The sequence below is a fragment of the Salmonella sp. SAL04214 genome (assembly GCF_046550615.1).
GTDB lineage: Bacteria > Pseudomonadota > Gammaproteobacteria > Enterobacterales > Enterobacteriaceae > Salmonella > Salmonella enterica.
In genome coordinates this window covers 98,515-122,138 of the sequence record NZ_JBGDXT010000001.1, presented here as the reverse complement: position 1 = coordinate 122,138, position 23,624 = coordinate 98,515, and the positions used below count along the sequence as shown (strand labels likewise).

Below are 23,624 nucleotides of genomic sequence, written 5' to 3'. Positions count from 1 at the left end.
CTTCGCTTACCGGGCCTACAGCATCAAGTAGGCCGGATAAGGTGCAACCGCCATCCGGCACAATAACGTTACTGGTACACCGGCAGCAAATTAAAGCTCGACAGAATATGGATAACCGCGTTGCCGACACCGAAGACCAGAATCAGTACAATCATCGGCGTGCCGCCCCAGACGCGGAATTTCGGGCTGCCGAAACGTTCGCGAGATTTACGCGCCAACAGCGCAGGCACAATGGCCGCCCAGATAGTTGCAGCTAAACCTGCATAGCCAATGGCGTACAGAAAACCGTTCGGCCACAGCAGACCACCGACAATTGGCGGCACAAACGTCAGCAGCGCCGTTTTAAAACGCCCCATTGCCGAGTCATCAAAGCCAAACAGATCCGCCAGATAGTCAAACAGCCCCAGCGTCACGCCAAGGAAGGAACTGGCGACCGCAAAGTTAGAGAACACCACCAGCAGCAGATCCAGGCTGCGGCTGTTCAGCACGCCGCTCAACGCCTGTACCAGCACATCAATATTGCCGCCTTTCTGCGCAATGCCGATAAATTCCGGACGCGGGATGTTGCCCATCGTCCCCAGCAGCCAGACGGAATAGAGCGCCAGCGCCAGTAACGTCCCATAAATCAGGCATTTCACGATGGTACGCGGATCTTTGCCGTAATATTTCATCAGGCTCGGTACGTTACCGTGATAACCAAAAGAGGCCAGACAAAATGGCAGCGTCATCAGCAGGTACGGCGTATATGACGCGTGGCTTTCAGCCACGTTAAACAACGTGGCAGGCTGAACGTGCCCTAACAGGCTGCCGAAGGTCAGGAAGAAAGTAATCACTTTCGCGCCCAGCACAATCGCCGTCATCCGGCTGACCGCCTTCGTACTCAGCCACACAACAAACGCCACCAGCAGCGCAAAGGCAAAACCTGCCGCTCGCGCCGGAACGTTCAACGACATCTCAGCAAAGGTATGATGCAGAATCGAACCGCTCGCGGAGATATAGGCATAGGTCAGGATGTAAAGCACAAAGGCAATAGAAATGCCGTTGACAACGTTCCAGCCTTTGCCCAGCAGGTCTTTAGTGATGGTGTCAAAACTCGAACCAATGCGATAGTTAAGGTTGGCTTCGAGGATCATCAGCCCGGAGTGCAGCATACAAAACCAGGTAAAGACCAGCGCCGCCATCGACCAGAAGAACCACGCCCCGGACATGACCACCGGCAGGGAGAACATCCCCGCGCCAATGATGGTGCCGCCGATAATCACCACGCCGCCAAGCAGCGAAGGTGACGTTTGGGTGGTGGTAAGTGTTGCCATTCAGCTCTCTCTCCAGTCATTTATAATGTGACTATCTCTCAATACGCTGCACTGTACCAGTACATGAGTACAAAAGAAATAAAAAAAGCCCCGATTGTGACGATCGGGGCTGTATATTTTACTTTACGCTGTGAATGCGCAGGTCAGCGTGAGTTACGCATCACCGCCGAAACGACGGCGACCGGTAGAGTCATCACGACGCGGACCACGGCTTTCACGACGCTCGCCGCTGAAGCGACGACCATCACCACGACCACCTTCACGACGTTCGCCGCTGAAATTACGACCGCCTTCACGACGTTCGCCACTGAAGCTACGACCACCGCCGCGACGTTCGCCGCCCGCGTGCGGAACCGCATCACCCAACAGCTGCATATTCATCGGCTTGTTCAGAATGCGGGTACGCGTGAAGTGCTGGAGCACTTCGCCCGGCATACCTTTCGGCAGCTCGATGGTGGAGTGAGACGCGAACAGCTTAATGTTACCAATGTAACGGCTGCTGATGTCGCCTTCGTTAGCGATAGCGCCCACGATATGACGAACTTCAACGCCGTCATCACGGCCCACTTCAATGCGGTATAACTGCATATCGCCAACGTCACGACGTTCACGACGCGGACGATCTTCACGGTCGCCACGCGGGCCACGGTCATTACGATCGCGCGGACCACGGTCGTCACGGTCACGGAATTCACGCTTGGGACGCATCGGCGCATCCGGCGGCAGAATCAGCGGACGCTCGCCCTGCGCCATTTTCAGCAGTGCGGCGGCCAGCGTTTCGAGATCCAGCTCTTCACCTTCAGCAGACGGCTGGATTTTCGCCAGCAGCGCACGGTACTGATCCAGATCGCTGCTTTCCAGTTGCTGTTGAACTTTCGCGGCGAATTTTTCCAGACGGCGTTTACCCAGCAGTTCTGCGTTCGGCAGTTCCACTTCCGGAATGGTCAGCTTCATGGTGCGTTCGATGTTGCGCAGCAGACGACGCTCGCGGTTCTCAACGAACAGCAGCGCGCGACCGGCGCGACCCGCACGGCCGGTACGACCGATACGGTGAACGTAGGACTCGGAGTCCATCGGGATATCGTAGTTCACCACCAGGCTGATACGTTCAACGTCCAGACCACGTGCCGCAACGTCGGTGGCGATCAGGATGTCCAGACGACCATCTTTCAGGCGTTCCAGAGTCTGCTCACGCAGCGCCTGGTTCATATCGCCATTCAACGCGGCGCTGTTGTAGCCGCTACGTTCCAGCGCTTCTGCTACTTCCAGGGTCGCGTTTTTGGTACGTACGAAGATAATCGCCGCATCAAAGTCTTCCGCTTCCAGGAAACGCACCAGCGCTTCGTTTTTACGCATACCCCAGACAGTCCAGTAGCTCTGGCTGATGTCAGGACGGGTAGTCACGCTGGACTGAATGCGCACTTCCTGCGGCTCTTTCATAAAGCGGCGGGTAATGCGACGAATCGCTTCCGGCATAGTGGCGGAGAACAGAGCGGTCTGATGACCTTCCGGGATCTGCGCCATAATAGTTTCAACGTCTTCGATGAAGCCCATACGCAGCATTTCGTCGGCTTCATCCAGCACCAGACCACTCAGTTTAGAGAGGTCGAGGGTGCCGCGTTTTAAGTGATCAAGCAGACGTCCCGGCGTACCGACAACGATCTGCGGCCCCTGACGCAGGGCGCGTAACTGCACGTCATAACGCTGACCGCCGTACAGGGCAACCACGTTTACGCCGCGCATGTGTTTAGAGAAATCCGTCATGGCTTCGGCAACCTGTACCGCCAGTTCGCGGGTTGGCGCCAGCACCAGAATCTGAGGTGCCTTCAGCTCAGGATCAAGATTGTTGAGCAGCGGTAAAGAGAACGCTGCGGTTTTGCCGCTACCGGTCTGGGCCATGCCCAGCACGTCGCGACCGCCCAGCAGATGCGGAATGCACTCTGCCTGGATTGGAGATGGTTTTTCGTAACCCAGATCGGTAAGGGCTTCAAGGATAGGAGCCTTCAGCCCCAGATCTGCAAAAGTGGTTTCGAATTCAGCCATGTAGTACGTGTGCCTCAAAATTAATGGCGGCCAGTCTACATAACTCATCATGAAATTGATCTGCAATTTTCATTGAAAAGTGTGAACCGGCTCAAAGTAGGTGTATTAACGAACAACAACGCCCTCACCCGCGAAGGTGATGGCAATCAAAAAGATTACGGGCTGATATGTTCGTCAGCTATTGCTGGTCCGATTCTGCCAGGTCATCTTGGTCCTGGCCCAGGAGCGATAATTCCAACAATGCGTATCGGTGCTCAACAAAGTTATGAACGTTGTTGGCCACCGCCAGTTTGAACAGAGCCGTGGCGCTGTCCAAATCCCCCAGACTTAGGTAATACTTACCTAAATAGAAGTTGGTTTCACTGAGATGCTCAGCGAGCGAGGTGTTATCCGTTGCGTCCGCCTTGAGCCTTTCCATCAGCGTTGCTTCGCTAATGTCGCCCAGGTAGAACTCGACAATGTTCCATCCCCATTGCTCTTTATCCGATTTTTCGAAGCGTGCTTTTAACGCTTCTTTCGCCTGCTTCTCATTAAGCTTCTGCTCAACAAGATACAGCCACAGGCTGCGGTAAGGATCATTGGGATCGTCTTGATAAAACGCCAGCAGATCATCTTGCGCTAACTTATCACGGCCGCCGTAATACAATGCGATACCGCGGTTTAAGTGCGCGTAGTTGTAAGTTGGATCAAGCTCTAGTACAGAATCAAACGCTTCATAGGCAGCATCAAAATTGCCTGCCTGCGTTAAATAAATGCCTAAGTAATTGAATACTTCAGGCATATCCGGTCTGATTGCCAGCGCTTGTGAAAAATCATTTCGCGCTAATGCCCTCAAACCAAGACTATCATACAACACTCCGCGCTCATATAAAAGCTGTGCGCGTTCGTCATCGGTTAAAGCCCGACTGGCAAGAATCTGTTCCATACGCGCCAGAATCACTTCCTGCTGTAAAGTCGGTTGCAATGGTACTGCGAGGACTTCACTTTTACGCCAGGCGGAATTACTGCATCCTGCAAGCGTAAGTGCTGTCGCAACGAAACACCAGCGCAAAAAAGGCTTCATTTCCCACTCCCGAAGACAACGATTGAATGAACGTCCTGTTCCCCGGTGGCTCAACAAGGCGTCCAGCCAGGTCTAAAGCCCTCCGCACTGCGGAGGGCAAAAGGCTACCTTACTCGGCCTGTTCGCTCGCCGGAGCTTCCGGCGCAGCCGCAGGTTGAGACTGCTCGGTTGCTTCTTTAATGCTCAGACGTACACGGCCCTGGCGGTCAACCTCCAGAACCTTAACCGGGACTTCCTGACCCATCTGCAGATAGTCGGTCACTTTCTCTACACGCTTATCCGCGATTTGAGAGATGTGAACCAGACCTTCTTTACCGCCGCCGATGGCAACAAACGCGCCAAAGTCAACGATACGGGTCACTTTACCATTGTAGATACGGCCGACTTCGATCTCTGCGGTGATCTCTTCGATACGACGGATAGCGTATTTCGCTTTTTCACCGTCGGTCGCCGCGATCTTCACAGTACCGTCATCTTCAATTTCGATGGTGGTGCCGGTCTCTTCAGTCAGCGCGCGGATCACAGAACCGCCTTTACCGATCACGTCTTTGATCTTGTCCGTGCTGATCTTGATGGTATGGATACGCGGCGCAAATTCAGAGATATCGCCGCGCGGCGCGTTGATCGCCTGTTCCATCACGCCCAGGATGTGCAGACGCGCACCTTTCGCCTGGTTCAGCGCAACCTGCATAATTTCTTTGGTGATACCTTCAATTTTGATATCCATCTGCAATGCAGAGATACCGTCGCGGGAACCCGCCACTTTGAAGTCCATATCGCCCAGGTGATCTTCGTCGCCCAGAATGTCAGACAGAACAACGTAGTTGTCGCCTTCTTTCACCAGACCCATAGCGATACCTGCTACGGCGGCTTTAATTGGCACGCCAGCGTCCATCAGCGCCAGAGAAGCGCCGCACACGGAAGCCATAGAAGAAGAACCGTTGGATTCGGTGATTTCAGACACCACGCGAACGGTGTACGGGAATTTATCCATGTCCGGCATCACTGCCAGCACGCCGCGCTTCGCCAGACGACCGTGACCAATTTCACGACGCTTCGGAGAACCGACCATGCCGGTTTCGCCTACGGAGTACGGAGGGAAGTTGTAGTGGAACAGGAAGCTGTCAGTGCGCTCGCCCATCAGTTCATCAAGCACCTGCGCGTCACGGGCAGTACCCAGAGTCGCGGTAACCAGCGCCTGCGTTTCACCACGGGTAAACAGAGCGGAACCGTGAGTACGCGGCAGTACGCCAGTGCGCACGTCCAGACCACGGATCATGTCTTTTTCACGGCCATCAATACGCGGCTCGCCTGCCAGTACGCGGCTACGCACCACGTTTTTCTCGATGGCGTGCAGAATTTCGCCCAGCTCGTTAGCATCCAGAGTTTCATCTTCTGCAATAAGCTGCTCGATGGTTTCGGATTTGATTACGTCAACCTGAGCATAGCGTTCTTGTTTATCGGTGATGCGGTACGCGTCGCTCAGACGAGATTCAGCAAGCGCAGCAACACGCGCGTTCAACGCGTCGTTGACGGCTTCCGGCTGCCAGTCCCAACGCGGTTTACCGGCTTCTTTCACCAGATCGTTGATCGCCTGGATAACAACCTGCTGCTGCTCGTGACCGAATACCACCGCGCCCAGCATAGTGTCTTCGCTCAGCAGTTCAGCTTCGGATTCCACCATCAGCACAGCCGCTTCGGTACCGGCAACCACCAGGTCCAGCTTGCTTTCTTTCAGTTCGTCCTGGGTCGGGTTCAGCACGTACTGGTCATTGATGTAACCTACGCGCGCCGCGCCGATTGGGCCGTTGAACGGAATGCCGGACAGGGACAGCGCAGCGGATGCGCCGATCATGGCAACGATGTCTGGGTTAACCTGCGGGTTAACGGAAACGACGGTCGCAATAACCTGCACTTCGTTAACGAAGCCTTCCGGGAACAGCGGACGAACCGGGCGGTCAATCAGACGCGCGATCAGGGTTTCGCCTTCGCTTGGACGGCCTTCACGACGGAAGAAGCTGCCCGGGATACGACCAGCAGCGTAGGTACGCTCCTGATAGTTAACGGTCAGTGGGAAGAAGTCCTGGCCTGGCTTGGCTTTTTTCTGGCCGACAACGGTAACGAATACGGCGGTGTCATCCATGCTTACCATAACAGCGGCAGTGGCCTGACGCGCCATCATGCCAGTTTCCAGCGTAACGGTATGCTGACCGTACTGGAATTTACGAACGATCGGATTAAGCAAAATAATATCCTTTCCAATTTTTGACGGCATAATACGCGCCGTCGTTAATACCCGATCTTCTGCGCATCCTCGCGACTAATGACAACCCTAACCCTGATATGGGTAAAGCCTCTCATTAGCCGCGCGAACCTCTGCAACGGAAGATCATTCATAGCAACAATACATTAGTTTCCAGCGAATTGCTGCCATCTGCTGGAAAAAAGGGGCCATGAAGGCCCCCTCTTTCTGAAACTCGAAAGAATTAGCGACGCAGACCCAGACGCTCAATCAGCGCGGTGTAGCGTGCAACATCTTTACGTTTCAGGTAGTCGAGCAGTTTACGACGCTGAGAAACCATACGCAGCAGACCACGACGGCTGTGGTGATCTTTTTTATGCTCTGCAAAGTGACCCTGCAGGTGGTTAATCTGTGCAGTCAACAGAGCAACCTGAACATCGGTAGAACCGGTGTCGTTTGCGTCACGACCGAACTCAGAAACGATTTTAGCTGTAGCTTCAGTACTTAGAGACATTTTAAAACTCCAAAGTATTTAAGAATGAGAGGACGCCGATCTCTAATTCAGCGATCCCAGTGTACGCCGCGTAAACTGTTAAATAATTTACGCGACGTTAAGCGGCGGTATTCTACTCGCAGCGCTCTCTTATCGCAAGACGAAGCGACATTACGCTGGGTACTCTACTACCAGCCGACGAGGCGCGACACGGCCTTCGTCGTCAATTTCGCCCATACCGATAAATTTATCGTCTTCACCTTCCGTCACACGAACCAGTCCCTTCAACGGCGCGCCCGTGGTACGAACCGGGTTGCCATTTTTGAAGTATACCGAAGATGTTAACGGCAGATTAACAACAGGATAGTCCGAAGCTGGACTGTCCATTGGCATCAATAATGGATCGAGCAACTGCGCCGCCGGAACGCCCTGCTGCTCCGCCTGTGCTACCAGCTCGCGCAAGTGCTCCAGCGTCACCATACGATCCACCGGATACTTGCTGACCGTCAGACGACGCAGGTAGGTTACGTGCGCGCCACAGCCCAGTTTCTCACCTAAATCATCAATAATGGTACGAATATAGGTGCCTTTGGAGCAATGAACTTCCAGCTCCAGCTCGTTACCTTCATGGCGAATAAACAGCAGCTCATAGACGGTAATCGGGCGGGCTTCGCGCGGCACTTCGATACCCTGGCGGGCATATTCGTACAGCTTCTTGCCCTGATACTTCAGCGCCGAATACATCGAGGGAATCTGTTCGATATCCCCACGAAAGGTCTCCAGCGCGCTCGCAAGCTGCTCAGCGCTGAAAGTCACCGGACGCTCCTGCACGATTTGACCATCGGCGTCAGAGGTATCCGTGCGCTGCCCCAGACGGGCAATAACACGATAGCGTTTGTCAGAATCCAGCAGGTACTGCGAAAATTTTGTCGCTTCGCCGAGGCAAATCGGCAACATGCCGGTCGCCAGCGGGTCCAGCGCGCCGGTATGCCCGGCGCGGTTAGCATTGTAGATGCGCTTAACTTTCTGCAGCACGTCATTGCTGGACATACCCTGCGGCTTATCCAGCAGCAGCACGCCGTGAATGTCGCGGCCACGACGACGAGGACGACTCATCAGTCCTCCTTGCTGTCGTCCGGGTTCACACGACGTTCTTCGTCATGTTTCACCACGTTAGTCACCAGGTTGGACATACGCATCCCTTCCACCAGCGAGTTGTCGTAGAAGAAGGTCAGTTCCGGTACGATGCGCAGACGCATCGCTTTACCCAGCAAGCTGCGGATGAAACCAGACGCTTCCTGCAACGCTTTGATGCCCGCTTTTACTGCGTCTTCATCTTTGTCGTTCAAAAAGGTGACAAACACTTTGGCATAGGCCAGGTCACGGGACATTTCGACACCGGAGACGGTAGTCATCATACCCAGGCGCGGGTCTTTAATTTCGCGCTGCAGGATGATTGCGATCTCTTTTTGCATCTCCTGGGCCACGCGCTGCGGGCGACCAAATTCTTTCGCCATAATAAATTCTCCAGACAAAAAAGGGGCTATCAGCCCCTTTTTGAAATTAATACGGTATTCAGGCTGTAGGCCTGATAAGCGCTAGCGCCATCAGGCATAACATTGCCGGATGGCGGCGTAAACGCCTTATCCGGCCTACACCCAACCAACCTTAAGCGATGGTACGTTGGATCTCGATAATCTCGAACACTTCAATCATATCGCCAACGCGAACGTCGTTGTAGTTCTTCACGCCGATACCACATTCCATGCCGTTACGGACTTCGTTAACGTCATCTTTGAAGCGGCGCAGGGATTCCAGCTCGCCTTCATAGATAACCACGTTGTCGCGCAGAACGCGGATTGGGTTATGGCGTTTAATTGTACCTTCGGTAACCATACAGCCCGCGATCGCGCCGAATTTCGGCGATTTGAACACATCGCGCACTTCAGCCAGACCGATGATCTGCTGTTTCAGTTCCGGAGACAGCATACCGCTCATCGCCGCTTTCACTTCGTCGATCAGGTTATAGATGACGGAGTAGTAACGCAGATCCAGGCTTTCAGATTCGATCACTTTACGCGCAGAGGCATCGGCACGAACGTTGAAGCCCACCAGAATGGCGTTGGACGCCGCAGCCAGGGTCGCGTCGGTTTCGGTGATACCACCTACGCCAGAACCGATGATCTTCACTTTCACTTCGTCGGTAGACAGTTTCAGCAAGGAGTCGGAGATCGCTTCCACAGAACCCTGTACGTCGGCCTTCAGCACGATGTTCACTTCGTGAACTTCGCCTTCGGTCATGTTGGCGAACATGTTCTCGAGTTTAGATTTCTGCTGACGAGCCAGTTTAACTTCACGGAATTTACCCTGACGATACAGAGCAACTTCACGCGCTTTCTTCTCGTCGCGAACCACGGTCACTTCGTCACCCGCAGCCGGAACGCCGGACAGGCCGAGGATTTCCACCGGAATGGACGGACCCGCTTCCAGCACTTCCTGACCCAGTTCGTTACGCATCGCACGCACGCGGCCGTATTCGAAGCCACACAGCACGATATCGCCCTTATGCAGCGTACCTTCACGAACCAGCACGGTAGCCACCGGACCACGACCTTTATCCAGGAAGGATTCGATCACCGCACCGCTCGCCATACCTTTGCGTACCGCTTTCAGTTCCAGAACTTCGGCCTGCAGCAGGATAGCATCCAGCAGTTCGTCAATACCGGTACCTGCTTTCGCAGACACGTGAACGAACTGGCTCTCGCCGCCCCACTCTTCCGGCAGAATGCCGTACTGGGACAGTTCGTTCTTAACGCGATCCGGATCCGCTTCCGGCTTATCGATTTTGTTCACCGCAACCACGACCGGCACACCTGCCGCTTTCGCGTGCTGGATAGCTTCGATAGTCTGCGGCATCACGCCGTCGTCTGCCGCTACCACCAGAACCACGATATCCGTTGCCTGGGCGCCGCGAGCACGCATAGAAGTAAACGCGGCGTGACCCGGGGTGTCCAGGAAGGTGATCATCCCGTTGTCAGTTTCAACGTGGTAAGCACCGATGTGCTGGGTAATGCCGCCCGCTTCGCCAGAGGCTACTTTCGTGGAACGAATGTAGTCCAGCAGAGAGGTTTTACCGTGGTCAACGTGGCCCATGATGGTCACAACCGGGGCGCGCGGTTCAGCCGCAGCGCCGGTATCACGGTCGCTCATTACCGCTTCTTCCAGTTCGTTTTCACGACGCAGGATAACTTTGTGGCCCATCTCTTCGGCAACCAGCTGTGCGGTTTCCTGGTCGATGACCTGGTTGATGGTGGCCATGGCGCCCAGCTTCATCATCGCTTTGATGACCTGAGAACCTTTCACCGCCATCTTGTTCGCCAGTTCTCCAACGGTGATGGTTTCACCGATCACCACGTCGCGGTTAACGGCCTGAGCGGGCTTCTGGAAGCCTTGCTGTAAAGAAGACCCTTTACGCTTGCCGCCTTTACCGCCGCGAACCGCAGCACGCGCTTCTTCGCGATCGGCTTTGGATTCGGCATGTTTGCCTTTTTTCGCCGGACGCGCCGCTTTTGCATTACGGCCACGACCACGACCGCCTTCTACTTCACGATCGTTTTCGTCTTCGGCCTGGCGCGCGTGCTGAGAAGTAGTGACATGATAGTCACTGGTGTCTTCTACTGGCTCAGGCGTTGCGGTCCATTTGTTTTCTTCCGCCATGCGGCGAGCTTCTTCTGCTACACGACGCGCTTCTTCTTCGAGTTTGCGACGTGCTTCTTCTTCCGCTTTACGCTTCAGCTCTGCAGCTTCATTCTCACGGCGGGCTTTTTCGGCCTGGGCGGTTTTGGTCATATCGTCAGTCTGTTGATTGCTCACTTTGTCTTTTTCCGCAGCTTCACGTTTCGCTTTTTCAGCGGCTTCACGCTTAGCTTGTTCTGCGGCCTCGCGTTCAGCTTTTTGTTGCGCCTCGCGTTTGGCCTGTTCTTCTGCCTCACGACGGGCTTGCTCTTCCGCTTCACGCTGCGCCTGCTCTTCCGCGGCCAGGCGTTCAGCCTCTTGCGGATCGCGTTTCACAAAGGTGCGCTTCTTGCGGACTTCGATTTGTACCGATTTACTTTTTCCACCGGTACCTGGAATGTTCAGGGTGCTGCGCGTCTTACGCTGCAGCGTCAGTTTATCGGGACCAGAAACCGCTTCGCGGTTCAGGTGCGCCAGTAAAGTCTGTTTTTCTTGTGCGGACACAGAGTCGTCAGCAGATTTCCGGATACCTGCATCAGCAAACTGCTGTACCAGGCGATCCACGGAAACCTGTCTCTCTGCGGCCAGCGCTTTTAGGGTTACATCTGTCATGCTGTTCCTTCCTGCTACAGTTTATTACGCTTCGTCGCCGAACCAGCAAATATTACGGGCAGCCATAATCAGCTCACCGGCTTTTTCGTCGGTCAACCCTTCGATATCAGCCAGATCATCAATGCCCTGGTCGGCGAGATCTTCCAGCGTACAAACACCACGAGCCGCCAGTTTGAAAGCCATATCGCGATCTAATCCTTCCAGATTCAGCAGATCGTCAGCCGGTTTGTTATCACCGAGGCTTGCTTCCTGGTCCTGCGCCAGAGTGGCCAGTGCGTTTTTAGCACGCTCGCGCAGTGCTTCAACGGTCGGCTCATCAAGGCCGTCAATTTCCAGCAGTTCTTTCATTGGCACATAGGCCAGTTCTTCGAGCGTGGAGAAACCTTCTTCTACCAGAACGGTCGCGAACTCTTCATCAATATCAAGATATTTAGTAAAGATCTCGATAGCGGCATGTGCTTCAGCCTGATGTTTAGCCTGCAAGTCATCAACGGTCATTACGTTGAGTTCCCAGCCGCTCAATTGCGAAGCCAGGCGGACGTTCTGACCATTACGTCCGATCGCCTGCGCCAGATTACCGGCTTCAACGGCGATATCCATGGTATGTTTATCTTCGTCCACCACGATAGACGCGACGTCTGCCGGCGCCATCGCATTAATGACGAACTGCGCCGGGTTATCATCCCACAGCACGATATCGATACGCTCACCGCCCAGTTCGGTAGAGACCGCCTGAACGCGCGCGCCGCGCATCCCCACGCAAGCGCCGACCGGATCGATACGTTTATCGTTGGTTTTCACTGCGATTTTCGCACGAGAACCCGGATCGCGAGCCGCCGCTTTAATTTCAATCACTTCTTCGCCGATTTCCGGCACTTCAATGCGGAACAGTTCGATCAGCATTTCCGGCTTGGAACGGGTGACGAACAGCTGCGCGCCACGCGCTTCCGGGCGAACAGCATACAGCACGCCGCGAATACGGTCGCCAGGACGGAAGTTTTCGCGCGGCAGCATATCTTCACGCAGAATCACCGCTTCAGCGTTACCGGCCATCCCTTCGGATTTAATTTCCAGAGAGATATTGTCGCGGTTCACTTTCTTCACCACGCCAGTGACGATTTCGCCTTCCTGGTCGCGGAACTGATCGACAACCATCGCGCGTTCAGCTTCACGGACCTTCTGTACGATAACCTGTTTCGCAGTCTGCGTGGTGATACGGTCAAAGGTGACAGATTCAATCTGATCTTCAACATAGTCGCCAACATTCAGGCTTTCGTCTTCAAAACGCGCCGCTTCCAGCGTAATTTCCTTCGTCGGCATGGTCACTTCTTCAACGATCAACCAACGGCGGAAAGTATCAAAATCACCGCTTTTACGATCGATTTCTACACGAACATCGATCTCCTGCTCATATTTTTTCTTTGTTGCTGTCGCCAGCGCACTTTCCAGCGCTTCAAAAATTTTCTCGCGTGGCAGCGCTTTTTCGTTGGAGACGGCTTCAACAACAGCCAAAATTTCTTTGTTCATCGCGGGCTTTTCACCTCATCCAGACTGTTAAAAGTGGGGAACCAGGTTCGCCTTCTGGATATTACTCAGCGCGAACACTTCATCTTTGCCTTCGACTGTGACGGTAATCATTTCACCGTCCACCGCTTTGATAATGCCCTGCCACTTGCGACGGTTCTGTACCGCCATGCGAAGAACCAGCGCAACTTCTTCACCCTGGAAACGCGCATAATGATCGGCAGTGAACATAGGACGGTCGAGACCCGGTGACGAGACTTCAAGGTTGTAAGCCACGGAGATAGGATCTTCAACGTCCAGCACCGCGCTTACCTGGTGGCTCACATCAGCACAATCATCAACATTGATGCCATCTTCACTATCAATATAGATGCGCAGTGTGGATGTGCGACCGCGAATAAATTCGATGCCGACCAGCTCGTAGCCTAAGGCTTCAACTGGCGCTGTAATCATCTCTGTTAATTTTTGCTCTAATGTGGACAAGCCCACCCCCAAGACATAAAAAAAGGGCCTAAAGCCCAGTTATTCTGTAGTCAGATAACAAAAAACCCCGATAAATCGGGGCTTTAGATAACTGAACCCTATAACCGCAACGGCGGTCTGGTGTACCTTCCGAAAGAATTTTTTTCAAATCCAGCTACGAAGGACATAATCTTCACAGTATATTTGAAAAAGAACTCTAAGGGAAAGTGGTTGCGGGGGCCGGATTTGAACCGACGACCTTCGGGTTATGAGCCCGACGAGCTACCAGGCTGCTCCACCCCGCGCCTGAAACGTGGCAAATTCTACTCGTTTTGGGCAAAATTTGCAAATACTGCTGGGATTTGGTACCGAGGACGGGACGTAAAATCTGCGCACAGTATAGTGACCAGGCATGAGTTATGTCAACCCTATTCCCAATATGCAGATGAATGAATATCACTCTTCGTTATACTCATCCCACCTCTCCGGCTTATACATGCATTTCACAACGTTATTTCAGTAAACCTTCACTAAACGCTTCCTGTCTCTGCTAAAAGATGATTAAATGAAAACTCATTTATTTTGCATAAAAATGCACTAAAGCAGAAACCGATCTCATTATCAGTCAATCAAGCAGGGTTCTATTCTATGACGACGATTCTTAAGCATCTTCCAGCAGGTCAACGTATTGGTATCGCTTTTTCCGGCGGTCTGGACACCAGCGCCGCACTGCTGTGGATGCGACAAAAAGGAGCTGTCCCATATGCCTATACTGCGAATCTGGGACAACCGGATGAGGATGACTATGACGCCATTCCTCGTCGCGCAATGGAGTATGGCGCAGAGAATGCTCGCCTGATTGATTGCCGCAAGCAGTTGGTTGCAGAAGGGATCGCAGCGATTCAGTGCGGCGCTTTCCATAATACGACTGGCGGGCTGACCTATTTCAATACCACGCCGCTGGGCCGTGCCGTAACCGGCACGATGCTGGTCGCCGCGATGAAAGAAGACGGCGTGAATATCTGGGGCGACGGCAGCACCTATAAAGGCAACGATATTGAACGTTTCTATCGTTATGGCCTGCTGACCAACGCCGAGCTGCAGATTTACAAGCCGTGGCTCGATACCGACTTTATCGATGAGCTGGGTGGTCGCCATGAGATGTCTGAATTTATGATTGCCTGCGGTTTCGACTATAAAATGTCCGTTGAAAAAGCCTACTCCACCGACTCCAACATGCTCGGCGCCACGCATGAAGCGAAAGATCTGGAGTTTCTTAACTCCAGCGTCAAGATCGTCAACCCGATTATGGGCGTGAAGTTCTGGGACGAGAGCGTGAAGATCCCGGCAGAAGAGGTGACCGTCCGCTTCGAACAGGGTCACCCTGTTGCCCTGAACGGTAAAACCTTCAGCGATGATGTTGAGATGATGCTGGAAGCAAACCGCATCGGCGGCCGTCACGGTCTGGGTATGAGCGACCAAATTGAAAACCGCATCATTGAAGCAAAAAGCCGCGGTATTTATGAAGCCCCCGGAATGGCACTGCTGCACATCGCTTACGAGCGTCTGTTGACCGGTATTCACAACGAAGACACCATTGAGCAATATCACTCTCATGGTCGTCAGCTGGGTAAACTGCTGTATCAGGGCCGCTGGTTCGACTCGCAGGCGCTGATGCTGCGTGACGGCCTGCAACGTTGGGTCGCCAGCCAGATTACCGGTGAAGTGACGTTGGAGCTGCGTCGCGGCAACGACTACTCCATCCTGAACACCGTGTCAGACAACCTGACCTATAAGGCTGAGCGTCTGACCATGGAGAAAGGCGAGTCCGTATTCTCACCGGACGATCGTATTGGCCAGTTGACCATGCGTAATCTGGACATTACCGATACCCGCGAGAAACTGTTCGGCTACGCGAAAGCGGGTCTGTTAACCGCCTCTTCCGCGACCGGTCTGCCGCAGGTTGAGAATCTGGAAAACAAAGGCAAATAAGCCCGCGTCGTTGATGCAACAGGCCGCGAAAGCGGCCTTTTTTATGAACATCACCCCAGGTTGATGCAAATGGCTGATTTGCCGGTTAATCAAACTGGACAACATTTCGCACCCTGTCAAAGCATTGTGCAGCCATGTCTTTTTCAGTCATCATTATATAGTCAACGCCCCCGCCAAAATCCGGCCCAGCGACAGCCAGTAATGCTGTTGTAGAATGAATTTCTTCATCCCAGCTAAAAAGCTGTCGCCATCTTGTATCATTTTGATTCAGTTCATCTTCCACACTACGTTGGAGAGGAATTGTCCACCCTCCCAGAAGATCGCCGGAATAGCAGGCATCAACTCGATACGGGTTATCCTGTTCGTAATCACTTAACGCGTCATACCATGATTCATACGCTTTCTGCTGCGTAACGCTTAACCCCTCGCAGACTGACGGAACACTGATAACGGAAAGAGGTTCCAGGCACTCAACCTGTGTACACAATTGCCATGGTTCACGAAATTCAATCTTATTGTAAAAAGCCAGCAAGTCATCTGGCACAGCTAGCGTGCTTAATGTATCTACCTCAACATCGTGCCAGAAAACAAAGGGCTGCCGATCTTCCCAGGTAACATCGACAAAGAAGCTCAATAACCCCCGCCTGGGAAGCAGTGGATCAAACCCCGGGAGTAACGCCAGGTCACTCAAATTTAGTTGGGCAACAAAAGCAAGCGGAAAATCAACCAACTGATTCTCTATGCGGATGTCAATTTCGGTTAATAACCGTTGCTGCACCAACCGACACCTCTCCTCGTCAAAATCTTCCGCTGGCTGCCCAAGCAGCTTACGCCCTTCATTAAGCAGTTCATAACTCATTTTCATTTCATGAACAAACCTGGCATTTCGCGTTTTTTCAGCTTTCAGCTTTAGTACGCGAGATGTGGCATTAACCGATTTTTTTCGTATAGGCCAGCTTTGTCCTAATGGCCAGTCGGGTAGACCGCCCAACCGCGATGCCCCCACCTTTACTGTTTCCATATCCCGCAGACAACGTTTAAATGCAATAGCAGCACGTGCCTGTTGCACGACTTTCTCCTGAATAGCAGAGCTCAAATTGGATGTGCGCAATTCAGCAATCAATCCAGCACGATCGAAAAATAAACTCATTAATCTCTTCCTTAGATATTCGGCTCAGTGCAAAGGAAGATTAGATAAAACTACTTGAGCAAAAGATATGGAGGGGGATAACAGATACAAGCATTTCAGATTATAGCTGAGCAACTACTGGCTTCAATGAACGAAGATGATCTCGTAATCGGTGGAGTGAACCTGACGCAGGGAGATCACCAGAGAGGACATACATGAGTATGTATGGAGGGCTATCTCAACGTATTGACGGGGCCATGCCAGGGACGCGTGTAAGCGTGCTTCAACCTCCTCTCTGAGAGCAGTTTCAACAGACGAAAAAAAAGACGCTTTTCAGCGTCTTTCTTTCGGAATATTGGTACCGAGGACGGGACTTGAACCCGTAAGCCCTATTGGGCACTACCACCTCAAGGTAGCGTGTCTACCAATTCCACCACCTCGGCACGGATACTGCTATTAGCGTGGGATATCGCTGGTCGGCTGGGCCGGTGCAGCAGGTTGAGTCTGCTCGGTCTTCGCCGGCGCGCTCAGATTTTCCCACTCGCTTCCTTTATTGGTTTTGTTGCTATTGATATTACCCAACACCAGACTGATGATGAAGAACAGCGTCGCCAATACCGCCGTCATTCGGGTCATGAAGTTACCAGAACCACTTGAACCAAATAGCGTAGCGGAAGCGCCTGCTCCGAAGGAGGCTCCCATATCAGCGCCTTTACCTTGCTGCAGCATGATCAGACCTACAAGGCCAATTGCCACAATAAGGAAAACAACTAAAAGAGCTTCGTACATAATCAACCTGTTCCTTGCGGAGTTGCCGCGTACCAATGCTTCTACCAATAAAGCGGGATTTTTACTGTTTCCCACTGAAGCGGGTGTGAATACTAACCAAAGTGAATGACCTTCGCAAGGGCAATTTAAGCGCATTGTATCAACTGCGGAAAAAAACAGCAAAAGCGTTGTTTTTTGCGGGCAGTAAGGCGGCAACCGCCGCCTTTTTAGTCACTTAAACGGCTTTTACCGCATCCGCGATACGATGGGCGAATGCCGTAACCTGCGCTTCATCCTCGCCTTCCACCATCACGCGAATCAGCGGTTCGGTACCGGATTTACGTAGCAGTACCCGCCCACGATTGCCGAGCGTGGCTTCTACGTCCGCCGTTACCGCTTTCACCGCTTCATTTTCCAGCGGATCGCCGCTACCGGCGGTGTAACGCACGTTAACCAGAATCTGCGGGAACATTTTCATACCGCTGCACAGATCGTGCAGACTCATATGATTACGCACCATCGCCGCCAGAACTTGTAGCCCCGCTACAATACCGTCGCCAGTGGTCGTTTTATCCAGCAGAATAACGTGACCAGAGTTTTCCGCGCCGATGCGCCAGCCTTTTTCCTGCAATTTTTCCAGCACGTAGCGGTCGCCCACTTTCGCCCGGGCAAACGGAATGCCAAGCTGCTTGAGCGCCAGCTCCAGCCCCATATTGCTCATCAGCGTCCCCACCGCGCCGCCGCGCAGTTGCCCCTGGCGCAGCCCTTCGCGCGCGATGATATACATGATCTGATCGCCATCGACTTTATTGCCTTCATGGTCAACCATGATGACCCGGTCGCCGTCGCCGTCAAGCGCGATGCCGAGGTCCGCCTTCTCCGCCAACACGCGCGCCTGCAACGCGCGCACGTCGGTCGCGCCCACTTCTTCGTTAATGTTGACGCCGTTTGGCTCACAGCCGATGGCGATAACGGTCGCGCCCAGCTCGCGCAGCACATTCGGCGCGATATGGTAGGTAGCGCCGTTGGCGCAATCCACAACTACTTTCAGGCCGTTGAGGCTCAGTTCATTCGGGAAGGTGCCTTTACAGAACTCAATATAGCGTCCGGCGGCATCGACGATGCGGCTCGCTTTCCCCAGCTCGGCGGAGTCTACGCAGGTGATCTCTTTTTCCATTTCGGCTTCAATGGCTTCTTCCACATCGTCAGGCAGTTTCGTACCGTCGATAGAGAAGAATTTAATGCCGTTATCATAGAACGGGTTATGCGAAGCCGAGATAACGATACCCGCCTCCGCGCGGAAAGTCCGCGTCAGATAGGCGACGGCTGGCGTTGGCATAGGTCCGGTAAACGAGGCCGACAGCCCCGCAGCGGCAAGGCCCGCCTCCAGCGCGGACTCCAGCATATAGCCGGAAATACGCGTATCTTTACCGATAATGATTTTACGCGAGCCATGACGCGCCAGCACTTTTCCGGCAGCCCAACCCAGTTTAAGCACGAAATCAGGTGTAATGGGGGCATTGCCTACACGTCCGCGAATCCCATCGGTACCGAAATATTTACGATTACTCATAGCGTTTGTTTCCCTTTGCAGACAGAGTGGCTTCTACCACCCGCATCGCCTCTACGGTTTCTTTGACGTCATGGACGCGAATGATCTGCGCGCCCTGCATCGCGGCAATTACCGCGCACGCAAGGCTGCCGTTCAGACGGTCTGATGGTCCCACGTTAAGTAACTGACCAACCATCGTTTTACGTGACATGCCCACCAGCAGCGGCAGGTTAAAATGATGAAACTCACCCAGTCGCGCCAGTAAGGTATAATTGTGAGAGAGATTTTTACCGAAACCGAATCCGGGGTCGAGCAACAATTTCTCTTTTGCGATGCCGGCCTTCTCACAACGTGCTATTTGCTCAATAAAGTAGCGATTCACCTCGGCAAAGACATCGTCATATTTCGGCGCCTCCTGCATGGTTTTGGGGTTGCCCTGCATGTGCATAAGACTGACCGGCAAGCCGGTTTCCGCTGCCGCTTCCAACGCGCCGGGCTCGGAGAGCGAACGGACATCATTGATAATATGCGCGCCCGCCCTTGCCGCTTCACGGATCACCTCGGGTTTAGAGGTATCCACAGAAATCCACACTTCAAAACGTTGCGCGATTGCTTCCAGTACCGGAATAACGCGATCCAGCTCTTCTTCCACGCTCACTTCCGCCGCGCCTGGTCGCGTTGATTCCCCCCCCACATCAATAATTGTCGCCCCGGCATTCACCATTAAATTCGCATGTTTCACCGCCTCAATCAGCGTGTTATGCGCGCCGCCGTCGGAGAACGAATCCGGCGTTACGTTCAGGATCCCCATAACATGCGGATGAGTGAGATCGAGCGTGGCGCTCTGAGCGAAGAGTTTCATGGTCAAAATCCCTGTTTTATTTGTGGTGAGTAAAAAAAAGAAAAACCCCGGGGCAAGCCCCAGGGTTTCGGTGAGCGCTAAACATAATGTTGTACAACAAACGCTTATTTGTCGCCCAGTTGCTCTGACATCGTGTTGCCCGGGTTCGGCGTGCGTGGTTCATCAACCGGACGCGGCGCCTGAGGCGTACCATTGCTGTCAGAGTTATTGGTGCCGTTTGGATCTTCCCAGCCCGCAGGCGGACGCACTTCACGACGCGCCATCAGGTCATCAATCTGCGGCGCATCGATGGTTTCATATTTCATCAGCGCATCTTTCATCGCGTGCAGAATATCCATATTGTCAGTCAGGATCTGACGAGCGCGATTGTAGTTACGTTCAATCAGCGCTTTCACTTCCTGGTCGATGATACGCGCAGTTTCATCAGACATATGTTTCGCTTTTGCGACGCTACGGCCGAGGAACACTTCGCCCTCTTCTTCCGCATACAGCAACGGACCAAGTTTCTCCGAGAAGCCCCACTGGGTGACCATGTTACGCGCCAGGTTAGTCGCGACTTTAATGTCGTTCGACGCGCCGGTAGAAACATGCTCAACGCCGTAGATAATCTCTTCCGCCAGACGTCCGCCGTACAGCGTGCTGATTTGGCTTTCCAGCTTCTGACGGCTGGCGCTGATCGCGTCGCCTTCAGGCAGGAAGAAGGTCACGCCCAGCGCACGACCGCGCGGGATAATCGTCACTTTGTGCACCGGATCGTGTTCCGGCACCAGGCGACCGATAATCGCGTGGCCCGCTTCGTGGTACGCGGTCGACTCTTTCTGCGCTTCCGTCATCACCATGGAGCGACGTTCGGCGCCCATCATGATTTTGTCTTTCGCTTTCTCGAACTCAACCATCGACACAACGCGTTTGTTGCCGCGTGCGGCAAACAGCGCCGCTTCGTTGACCAGGTTCGCCAGGTCCGCACCGGAGAAGCCCGGCGTACCGCGCGCAATGATCGCCGCATCAATATCCGTCGCTAACGGTACGCGACGCATATGCACCTTCAAAATCTGCTCACGACCGCGAACATCCGGCAGGCCTACCACCACCTGACGGTCAAAACGGCCTGGACGCAGCAGCGCCGGGTCCAGAACGTCCGGACGGTTAGTTGCGGCGATAACGATGATACCTTCGTTACCTTCGAAGCCGTCCATCTCAACCAGCATCTGGTTCAACGTCTGCTCACGTTCATCGTGACCGCCGCCCAGACCAGCGCCACGCTGGCGACCTACGGCGTCGATTTCATCGATGAAGATAATGCACGGCGCCGCTTTCTTGGCCTGTTCGAACATGTCACGCACACGAGACGCGCCGACACCCACGAACATTTCCACAAAGTCAGAACCGGAAATCGTAAAGAATGGCACCTTCGCTTCACCCGCAATGGCTTTTGCCAGCAGGGTTTTACCGGTACCCGGCGGGCCGACCATCAGGACGCCTTTCGGAATTTTACCGCCCAGCTTCTGGAAACGGCTCGGTTCACGCAGGTATTCAACCAGTTCCGCCACTTCTTCTTTCGCTTCGTCACAACCCGCAACGTCAGCAAACGTGGTTTTGATCTGATCTTCCGTCAGCATACGCGCCTTGCTCTTACCGAACGACATGGCGCCTTTACCACCGCCGCCCTGCATCTGACGCATGAAGAAGATCCAGACGCCGATCAGCAACAGCATCGGGAACCAGGAAATGAAGATAGAAGCCAGCAGGCTTGGCTCTTCAGGTGGTTCGCCAACAACCTTGACGTTTTTAGTCAGCAGGTTATCAAGCAGCTTCGGATCATTAATCGGAATGTAAGTCGTGTAACGGTTACTATCTTTCTTGGTAACGTTGATCTCACGTCCGTTGATACGCGCTTCGCGAACCTGGTCCTGATTGACCTCTTGCAGGAAGGTAGAGTAATCCACCTTACGGCCATTAGACTCGCTGGGCCCAAAGCTCTGGAATACTGACATCAGCACAACGGCAATGACCAGCCAGAGTATTAGGTTTTTCGCCATGTCACTCAAGGGATTAACCTCTTATTACAACTGTGTTAAAAACAGCGTCAGGATACTCTATATCCAGTTTCTTTCAAACCTTACGTCTGAAATCTGCCGGTTATCACTTTCGCCCGGTCGCTACAATGTACACTTCACGCGAACGCGCACGCGAAGAGTCCGGCTTACGAACTTTAACCTTCGTAAACAGGGAGCGAATTTCCCTTAGATACTCATCGAAACCTTCGCCCTGGAACACCTTCACTACAAAACTTCCGCCTGGCGCCAGCACATCGCGGCACATCTCTAACGCCAGCTCCACCAGATACATGGCGCGGGGGATATCCACCGCCGGTGTTCCGCTCATGTTTGGTGCCATATCCGACATGACAACTTGTACTTTACTGTCACCCACGCGTTCCAGTAACGCTTTCATGACAAGTTCATCACGAAAATCGCCCTGAAGAAAGTCCACACCAACGATAGGATCCATAGGTAAAAGATCACAAGCGATGATGCGGCCTTTGCCGCCAATCTGCGTGACCACATACTGTGACCAGCCTCCTGGCGCAGCGCCGAGATCGACTACCGTCATTCCCGGCTTAAAAAGTTTGTCACTTTGCTGTATTTCATCAAGTTTAAACCAGGCACGGGAGCGTAGCCCCTTTTTCTGCGCCTGTTGAACATATTTATCGCTAAAGTGTTCCTGAAGCCAGCGGCTTGAGCTGGCAGAACGCTTTTTACCTGTCATTTAACTTTCCCGTCGGGGCAGTTCATCGTAGCCAATGGCGTAAATTTCTACACGCCTATTTGGCGATATAAGGGAGATGGCGGTAGAATGACCCGTTTTCAATCCCAACGTAAGCAAAAATATACGATGAATCTGAGTACTAAACAAAAACAGCACCTAAAAGGTCTGGCACATCCGCTCAAGCCTGTTGTTATGCTTGGCAATAATGGTTTGACCGAAGGGGTACTGGCCGAGATTGAACAAGCGTTAGAGCACCATGAACTTATCAAGGTGAAAATCGCCTCGGAAGATCGCGAAACAAAAACCTTGATCGTGGACGCTATCGTGCGCGAAACCGGCGCCTGTAACGTACAGGTCATCGGTAAAACGCTGGTGCTGTATCGCCCAACTAAAGAGCGTAAAATCTCGCTGCCGCGTTAAGGATATCCTAAAGTCGAACACAAAATCTGTGTAAAACGAGGGGTTTTCCACGAGCAGGAGAGCAAAATGCCACGCTCTCTCCGTTGATAAAAGGCCGCTATGCGGCCTTTTTCCTTTCTTTACAATACACCAACAATTTGCGTATTGAGTACTGCTTAAAGGTATTCCACTTTAAGCACTTCGTATTCCACATCGCCGCCAGGCGTTTTGATCACCACGACGTCATCCTGCTCTTTGCCGATCAGACCGCGAGCGATTGGCGAGTTTACCGAAATGAGATTTTGCTTAAAATCCGCCTCATCATCGCCAACAATGCGGTAGGTCTGCTCTTCGTCGGTGTCCAGGTTCAGCACCGTGACGGTAGCGCCGAAAATCACGCGACCATTGTTCGGCATTTTAGTGACATCAATCACCTGCGCATTCGACAGTTTTGCTTCGATATCTTTAATGCGCCCTTCGCAGAAACCCTGCTGTTCGCGTGCAGCATGATACTCCGCGTTTTCTTTTAAATCGCCATGTTCGCGCGCTTCGGCGATAGCGGCGATGATTTCAGGACGGCGCACAGATTTCAGAAAATCCAGCTCTTCGCGCAGTTTTTCGGCTCCGCGTAAGGTCATCGGAATAGCTTGCATTTGTTATACCTCT

General features: G+C 53.2%; 20 protein-coding genes and 2 tRNA genes. 2 read left to right on the top strand and 20 right to left on the bottom strand.

Annotated elements, in window-relative coordinates:
• Positions 1-68: 68 nt before the first annotated feature.
• From mtr to ACLJQD_RS00540, 12 genes are all read right to left on the bottom strand, one after another.
• Positions 69-1,313: a tryptophan permease gene (mtr, locus tag ACLJQD_RS00595; RefSeq protein WP_017441476.1), complete on the bottom strand. Its 1,245-nt coding sequence runs from the start codon at positions 1,311-1,313 to the stop codon at positions 69-71.
• A gap of 153 nt (positions 1,314-1,466) precedes the next feature.
• Entirely contained in the window at positions 1,467-3,356 is a 1,890-nt protein-coding gene (gene deaD, locus ACLJQD_RS00590; protein ID WP_000807244.1) for an ATP-dependent RNA helicase DeaD, read from the bottom strand.
• Entirely contained in the window at positions 3,349-3,429 is an 81-nt protein-coding gene (gene yrbN / locus ACLJQD_RS00585; protein WP_010723222.1) for a protein YrbN, read from the bottom strand. The genes deaD and yrbN overlap by 8 nt, the downstream gene beginning before the upstream one ends.
• A 105-nt stretch (positions 3,430-3,534) precedes the next feature.
• Positions 3,535-4,419, bottom strand: coding sequence for a lipoprotein NlpI (gene nlpI / locus ACLJQD_RS00580; protein WP_000802069.1), 885 nt, complete (start codon positions 4,417-4,419; stop codon positions 3,535-3,537).
• 109 nt (positions 4,420-4,528) lie between these two features.
• Positions 4,529-6,664, bottom strand: a complete 2,136-nt coding sequence (gene pnp / locus ACLJQD_RS00575) for a polyribonucleotide nucleotidyltransferase (protein WP_001670767.1) — start codon at positions 6,662-6,664, stop codon at positions 4,529-4,531.
• 241 nt (positions 6,665-6,905) lie between these two features.
• Positions 6,906-7,175 (bottom strand): 30S ribosomal protein S15, encoded by a 270-nt coding sequence (rpsO, locus tag ACLJQD_RS00570; RefSeq protein ID WP_000059465.1) that lies wholly within the window; start codon positions 7,173-7,175, stop codon positions 6,906-6,908.
• Positions 7,176-7,325: 150 nt separating this feature from the next.
• Entirely contained in the window at positions 7,326-8,270 is a 945-nt protein-coding gene (truB, locus tag ACLJQD_RS00565; RefSeq protein WP_000089678.1) for a tRNA pseudouridine(55) synthase TruB, read from the bottom strand.
• Entirely contained in the window at positions 8,270-8,671 is a 402-nt protein-coding gene (rbfA, locus tag ACLJQD_RS00560) for a 30S ribosome-binding factor RbfA (protein WP_001040199.1), read from the bottom strand. The genes truB and rbfA overlap by 1 nt, the downstream gene beginning before the upstream one ends.
• A gap of 151 nt (positions 8,672-8,822) precedes the next feature.
• Positions 8,823-11,501, bottom strand: coding sequence for a translation initiation factor IF-2 (gene infB / locus ACLJQD_RS00555; protein ID WP_000133064.1), 2,679 nt, complete (start codon positions 11,499-11,501; stop codon positions 8,823-8,825).
• Positions 11,502-11,525: 24 nt separating this feature from the next.
• A complete protein-coding gene (gene nusA / locus ACLJQD_RS00550) occupies positions 11,526-13,028 on the bottom strand; it encodes a transcription termination factor NusA (protein WP_001031038.1) in 1,503 nt (500 codons plus the stop codon).
• Between the two features lie 27 nt (positions 13,029-13,055).
• Positions 13,056-13,508, bottom strand: coding sequence for a ribosome maturation factor RimP (gene rimP / locus ACLJQD_RS00545; RefSeq protein ID WP_000105461.1), 453 nt, complete (start codon positions 13,506-13,508; stop codon positions 13,056-13,058).
• A gap of 207 nt (positions 13,509-13,715) precedes the next feature.
• A tRNA-Met gene (locus tag ACLJQD_RS00540) sits at positions 13,716-13,792 on the bottom strand.
• Positions 13,793-14,135: 343 nt separating this feature from the next.
• On the opposite strand from ACLJQD_RS00540, the gene argG reads away from it, so the two are divergent.
• Positions 14,136-15,479 carry an argininosuccinate synthase gene (gene argG, locus ACLJQD_RS00535; RefSeq protein WP_000207646.1) on the top strand — a complete coding sequence of 448 codons (1,344 nt, stop codon included), beginning with the start codon at positions 14,136-14,138 and terminating at the stop codon, positions 15,477-15,479.
• Between the two features lie 85 nt (positions 15,480-15,564).
• Here the strand turns inward: argG and ACLJQD_RS00530 are convergent, their stop codons facing one another.
• The 7 genes from ACLJQD_RS00530 to rlmE all read right to left on the bottom strand — a co-directional run bounded on the left by ACLJQD_RS00530 (position 15,565) and on the right by rlmE (position 22,559).
• Positions 15,565-16,629 carry a YwqG family protein gene (locus tag ACLJQD_RS00530; protein WP_017441475.1) on the bottom strand — a complete coding sequence of 355 codons (1,065 nt, stop codon included), beginning with the start codon at positions 16,627-16,629 and terminating at the stop codon, positions 15,565-15,567.
• A gap of 335 nt (positions 16,630-16,964) precedes the next feature.
• Positions 16,965-17,051, bottom strand: a tRNA-Leu gene (locus ACLJQD_RS00525).
• Between the two features lie 13 nt (positions 17,052-17,064).
• Positions 17,065-17,397 carry a preprotein translocase subunit SecG gene (secG, locus tag ACLJQD_RS00520; RefSeq protein WP_000272680.1) on the bottom strand — a complete coding sequence of 111 codons (333 nt, stop codon included), beginning with the start codon at positions 17,395-17,397 and terminating at the stop codon, positions 17,065-17,067.
• Positions 17,398-17,611: 214 nt separating this feature from the next.
• On the bottom strand, positions 17,612-18,949 hold the full coding sequence (gene glmM, locus ACLJQD_RS00515; RefSeq protein ID WP_000071169.1) for a phosphoglucosamine mutase: 1,338 nt from the start codon (positions 18,947-18,949) through the stop codon (positions 17,612-17,614).
• Complete coding sequence (gene folP, locus ACLJQD_RS00510) at positions 18,942-19,790, bottom strand: dihydropteroate synthase (protein WP_017441474.1); 849 nt, start codon at positions 19,788-19,790, stop codon at positions 18,942-18,944. The genes glmM and folP overlap by 8 nt, the downstream gene beginning before the upstream one ends.
• Before the next feature lie 104 nt (positions 19,791-19,894).
• Positions 19,895-21,829, bottom strand: a complete 1,935-nt coding sequence (gene ftsH / locus ACLJQD_RS00505; RefSeq protein ID WP_001107481.1) for an ATP-dependent zinc metalloprotease FtsH — start codon at positions 21,827-21,829, stop codon at positions 19,895-19,897.
• 103 nt (positions 21,830-21,932) lie between these two features.
• A complete protein-coding gene (gene rlmE / locus ACLJQD_RS00500; protein ID WP_000145974.1) occupies positions 21,933-22,559 on the bottom strand; it encodes a 23S rRNA (uridine(2552)-2'-O)-methyltransferase RlmE in 627 nt (208 codons plus the stop codon).
• 126 nt (positions 22,560-22,685) lie between these two features.
• Here rlmE and yhbY point away from each other — a divergent pair, with 126 nt between their 5' ends.
• Positions 22,686-22,979: a ribosome assembly RNA-binding protein YhbY gene (yhbY, locus tag ACLJQD_RS00495; RefSeq protein WP_001592995.1), complete on the top strand. Its 294-nt coding sequence runs from the start codon at positions 22,686-22,688 to the stop codon at positions 22,977-22,979.
• 155 nt (positions 22,980-23,134) lie between these two features.
• On the opposite strand, the gene greA is transcribed toward yhbY, so the two are convergent.
• The gene (gene greA / locus ACLJQD_RS00490; protein ID WP_001148008.1) at positions 23,135-23,611 is read right to left on the bottom strand and encodes a transcription elongation factor GreA; all 477 of its coding nucleotides are present in this window, start codon (positions 23,609-23,611) and stop codon (positions 23,135-23,137) included.
• Between the last annotated feature and the right edge of the window lie 13 nt (positions 23,612-23,624).

Excerpts from the sequence above, each read along its gene's own strand:
- mtr (WP_017441476.1), bottom strand. The coding sequence starts at position 1,313 with ATGGCAACACTTACCACCACCCAAACGTCACCTTCGCTGCTTGGCGGC.
- deaD (WP_000807244.1), bottom strand. The coding sequence starts at position 3,356 with ATGGCTGAATTCGAAACCACTTTTGCAGATCTGGGGCTGAAGGCTCCT.
- yrbN (WP_010723222.1), bottom strand. The coding sequence starts at position 3,429 with ATGAAAATTGCAGATCAATTTCATGATGAGTTATGTAGACTGGCCGCC.
- nlpI (WP_000802069.1), bottom strand. The coding sequence starts at position 4,419 with ATGAAGCCTTTTTTGCGCTGGTGTTTCGTTGCGACAGCACTTACGCTT.
- rpsO (WP_000059465.1), bottom strand. The coding sequence starts at position 7,175 with ATGTCTCTAAGTACTGAAGCTACAGCTAAAATCGTTTCTGAGTTCGGT.
- truB (WP_000089678.1), bottom strand. The coding sequence starts at position 8,270 with ATGAGTCGTCCTCGTCGTCGTGGCCGCGACATTCACGGCGTGCTGCTG.
- rbfA (WP_001040199.1), bottom strand. The coding sequence starts at position 8,671 with ATGGCGAAAGAATTTGGTCGCCCGCAGCGCGTGGCCCAGGAGATGCAA.
- infB (WP_000133064.1), bottom strand. The coding sequence starts at position 11,501 with ATGACAGATGTAACCCTAAAAGCGCTGGCCGCAGAGAGACAGGTTTCC.
- nusA (WP_001031038.1), bottom strand. The coding sequence starts at position 13,028 with ATGAACAAAGAAATTTTGGCTGTTGTTGAAGCCGTCTCCAACGAAAAA.
- argG (WP_000207646.1), top strand. The coding sequence starts at position 14,136 with ATGACGACGATTCTTAAGCATCTTCCAGCAGGTCAACGTATTGGTATC.
- ACLJQD_RS00530 (WP_017441475.1), bottom strand. The coding sequence starts at position 16,629 with ATGAGTTTATTTTTCGATCGTGCTGGATTGATTGCTGAATTGCGCACA.
- secG (WP_000272680.1), bottom strand. The coding sequence starts at position 17,397 with ATGTACGAAGCTCTTTTAGTTGTTTTCCTTATTGTGGCAATTGGCCTT.
- glmM (WP_000071169.1), bottom strand. The coding sequence starts at position 18,949 with ATGAGTAATCGTAAATATTTCGGTACCGATGGGATTCGCGGACGTGTA.
- folP (WP_017441474.1), bottom strand. The coding sequence starts at position 19,790 with ATGAAACTCTTCGCTCAGAGCGCCACGCTCGATCTCACTCATCCGCAT.
- ftsH (WP_001107481.1), bottom strand. The coding sequence starts at position 21,829 with ATGGCGAAAAACCTAATACTCTGGCTGGTCATTGCCGTTGTGCTGATG.
- rlmE (WP_000145974.1), bottom strand. The coding sequence starts at position 22,559 with ATGACAGGTAAAAAGCGTTCTGCCAGCTCAAGCCGCTGGCTTCAGGAA.
- yhbY (WP_001592995.1), top strand. The coding sequence starts at position 22,686 with ATGAATCTGAGTACTAAACAAAAACAGCACCTAAAAGGTCTGGCACAT.
- greA (WP_001148008.1), bottom strand. The coding sequence starts at position 23,611 with ATGCAAGCTATTCCGATGACCTTACGCGGAGCCGAAAAACTGCGCGAA.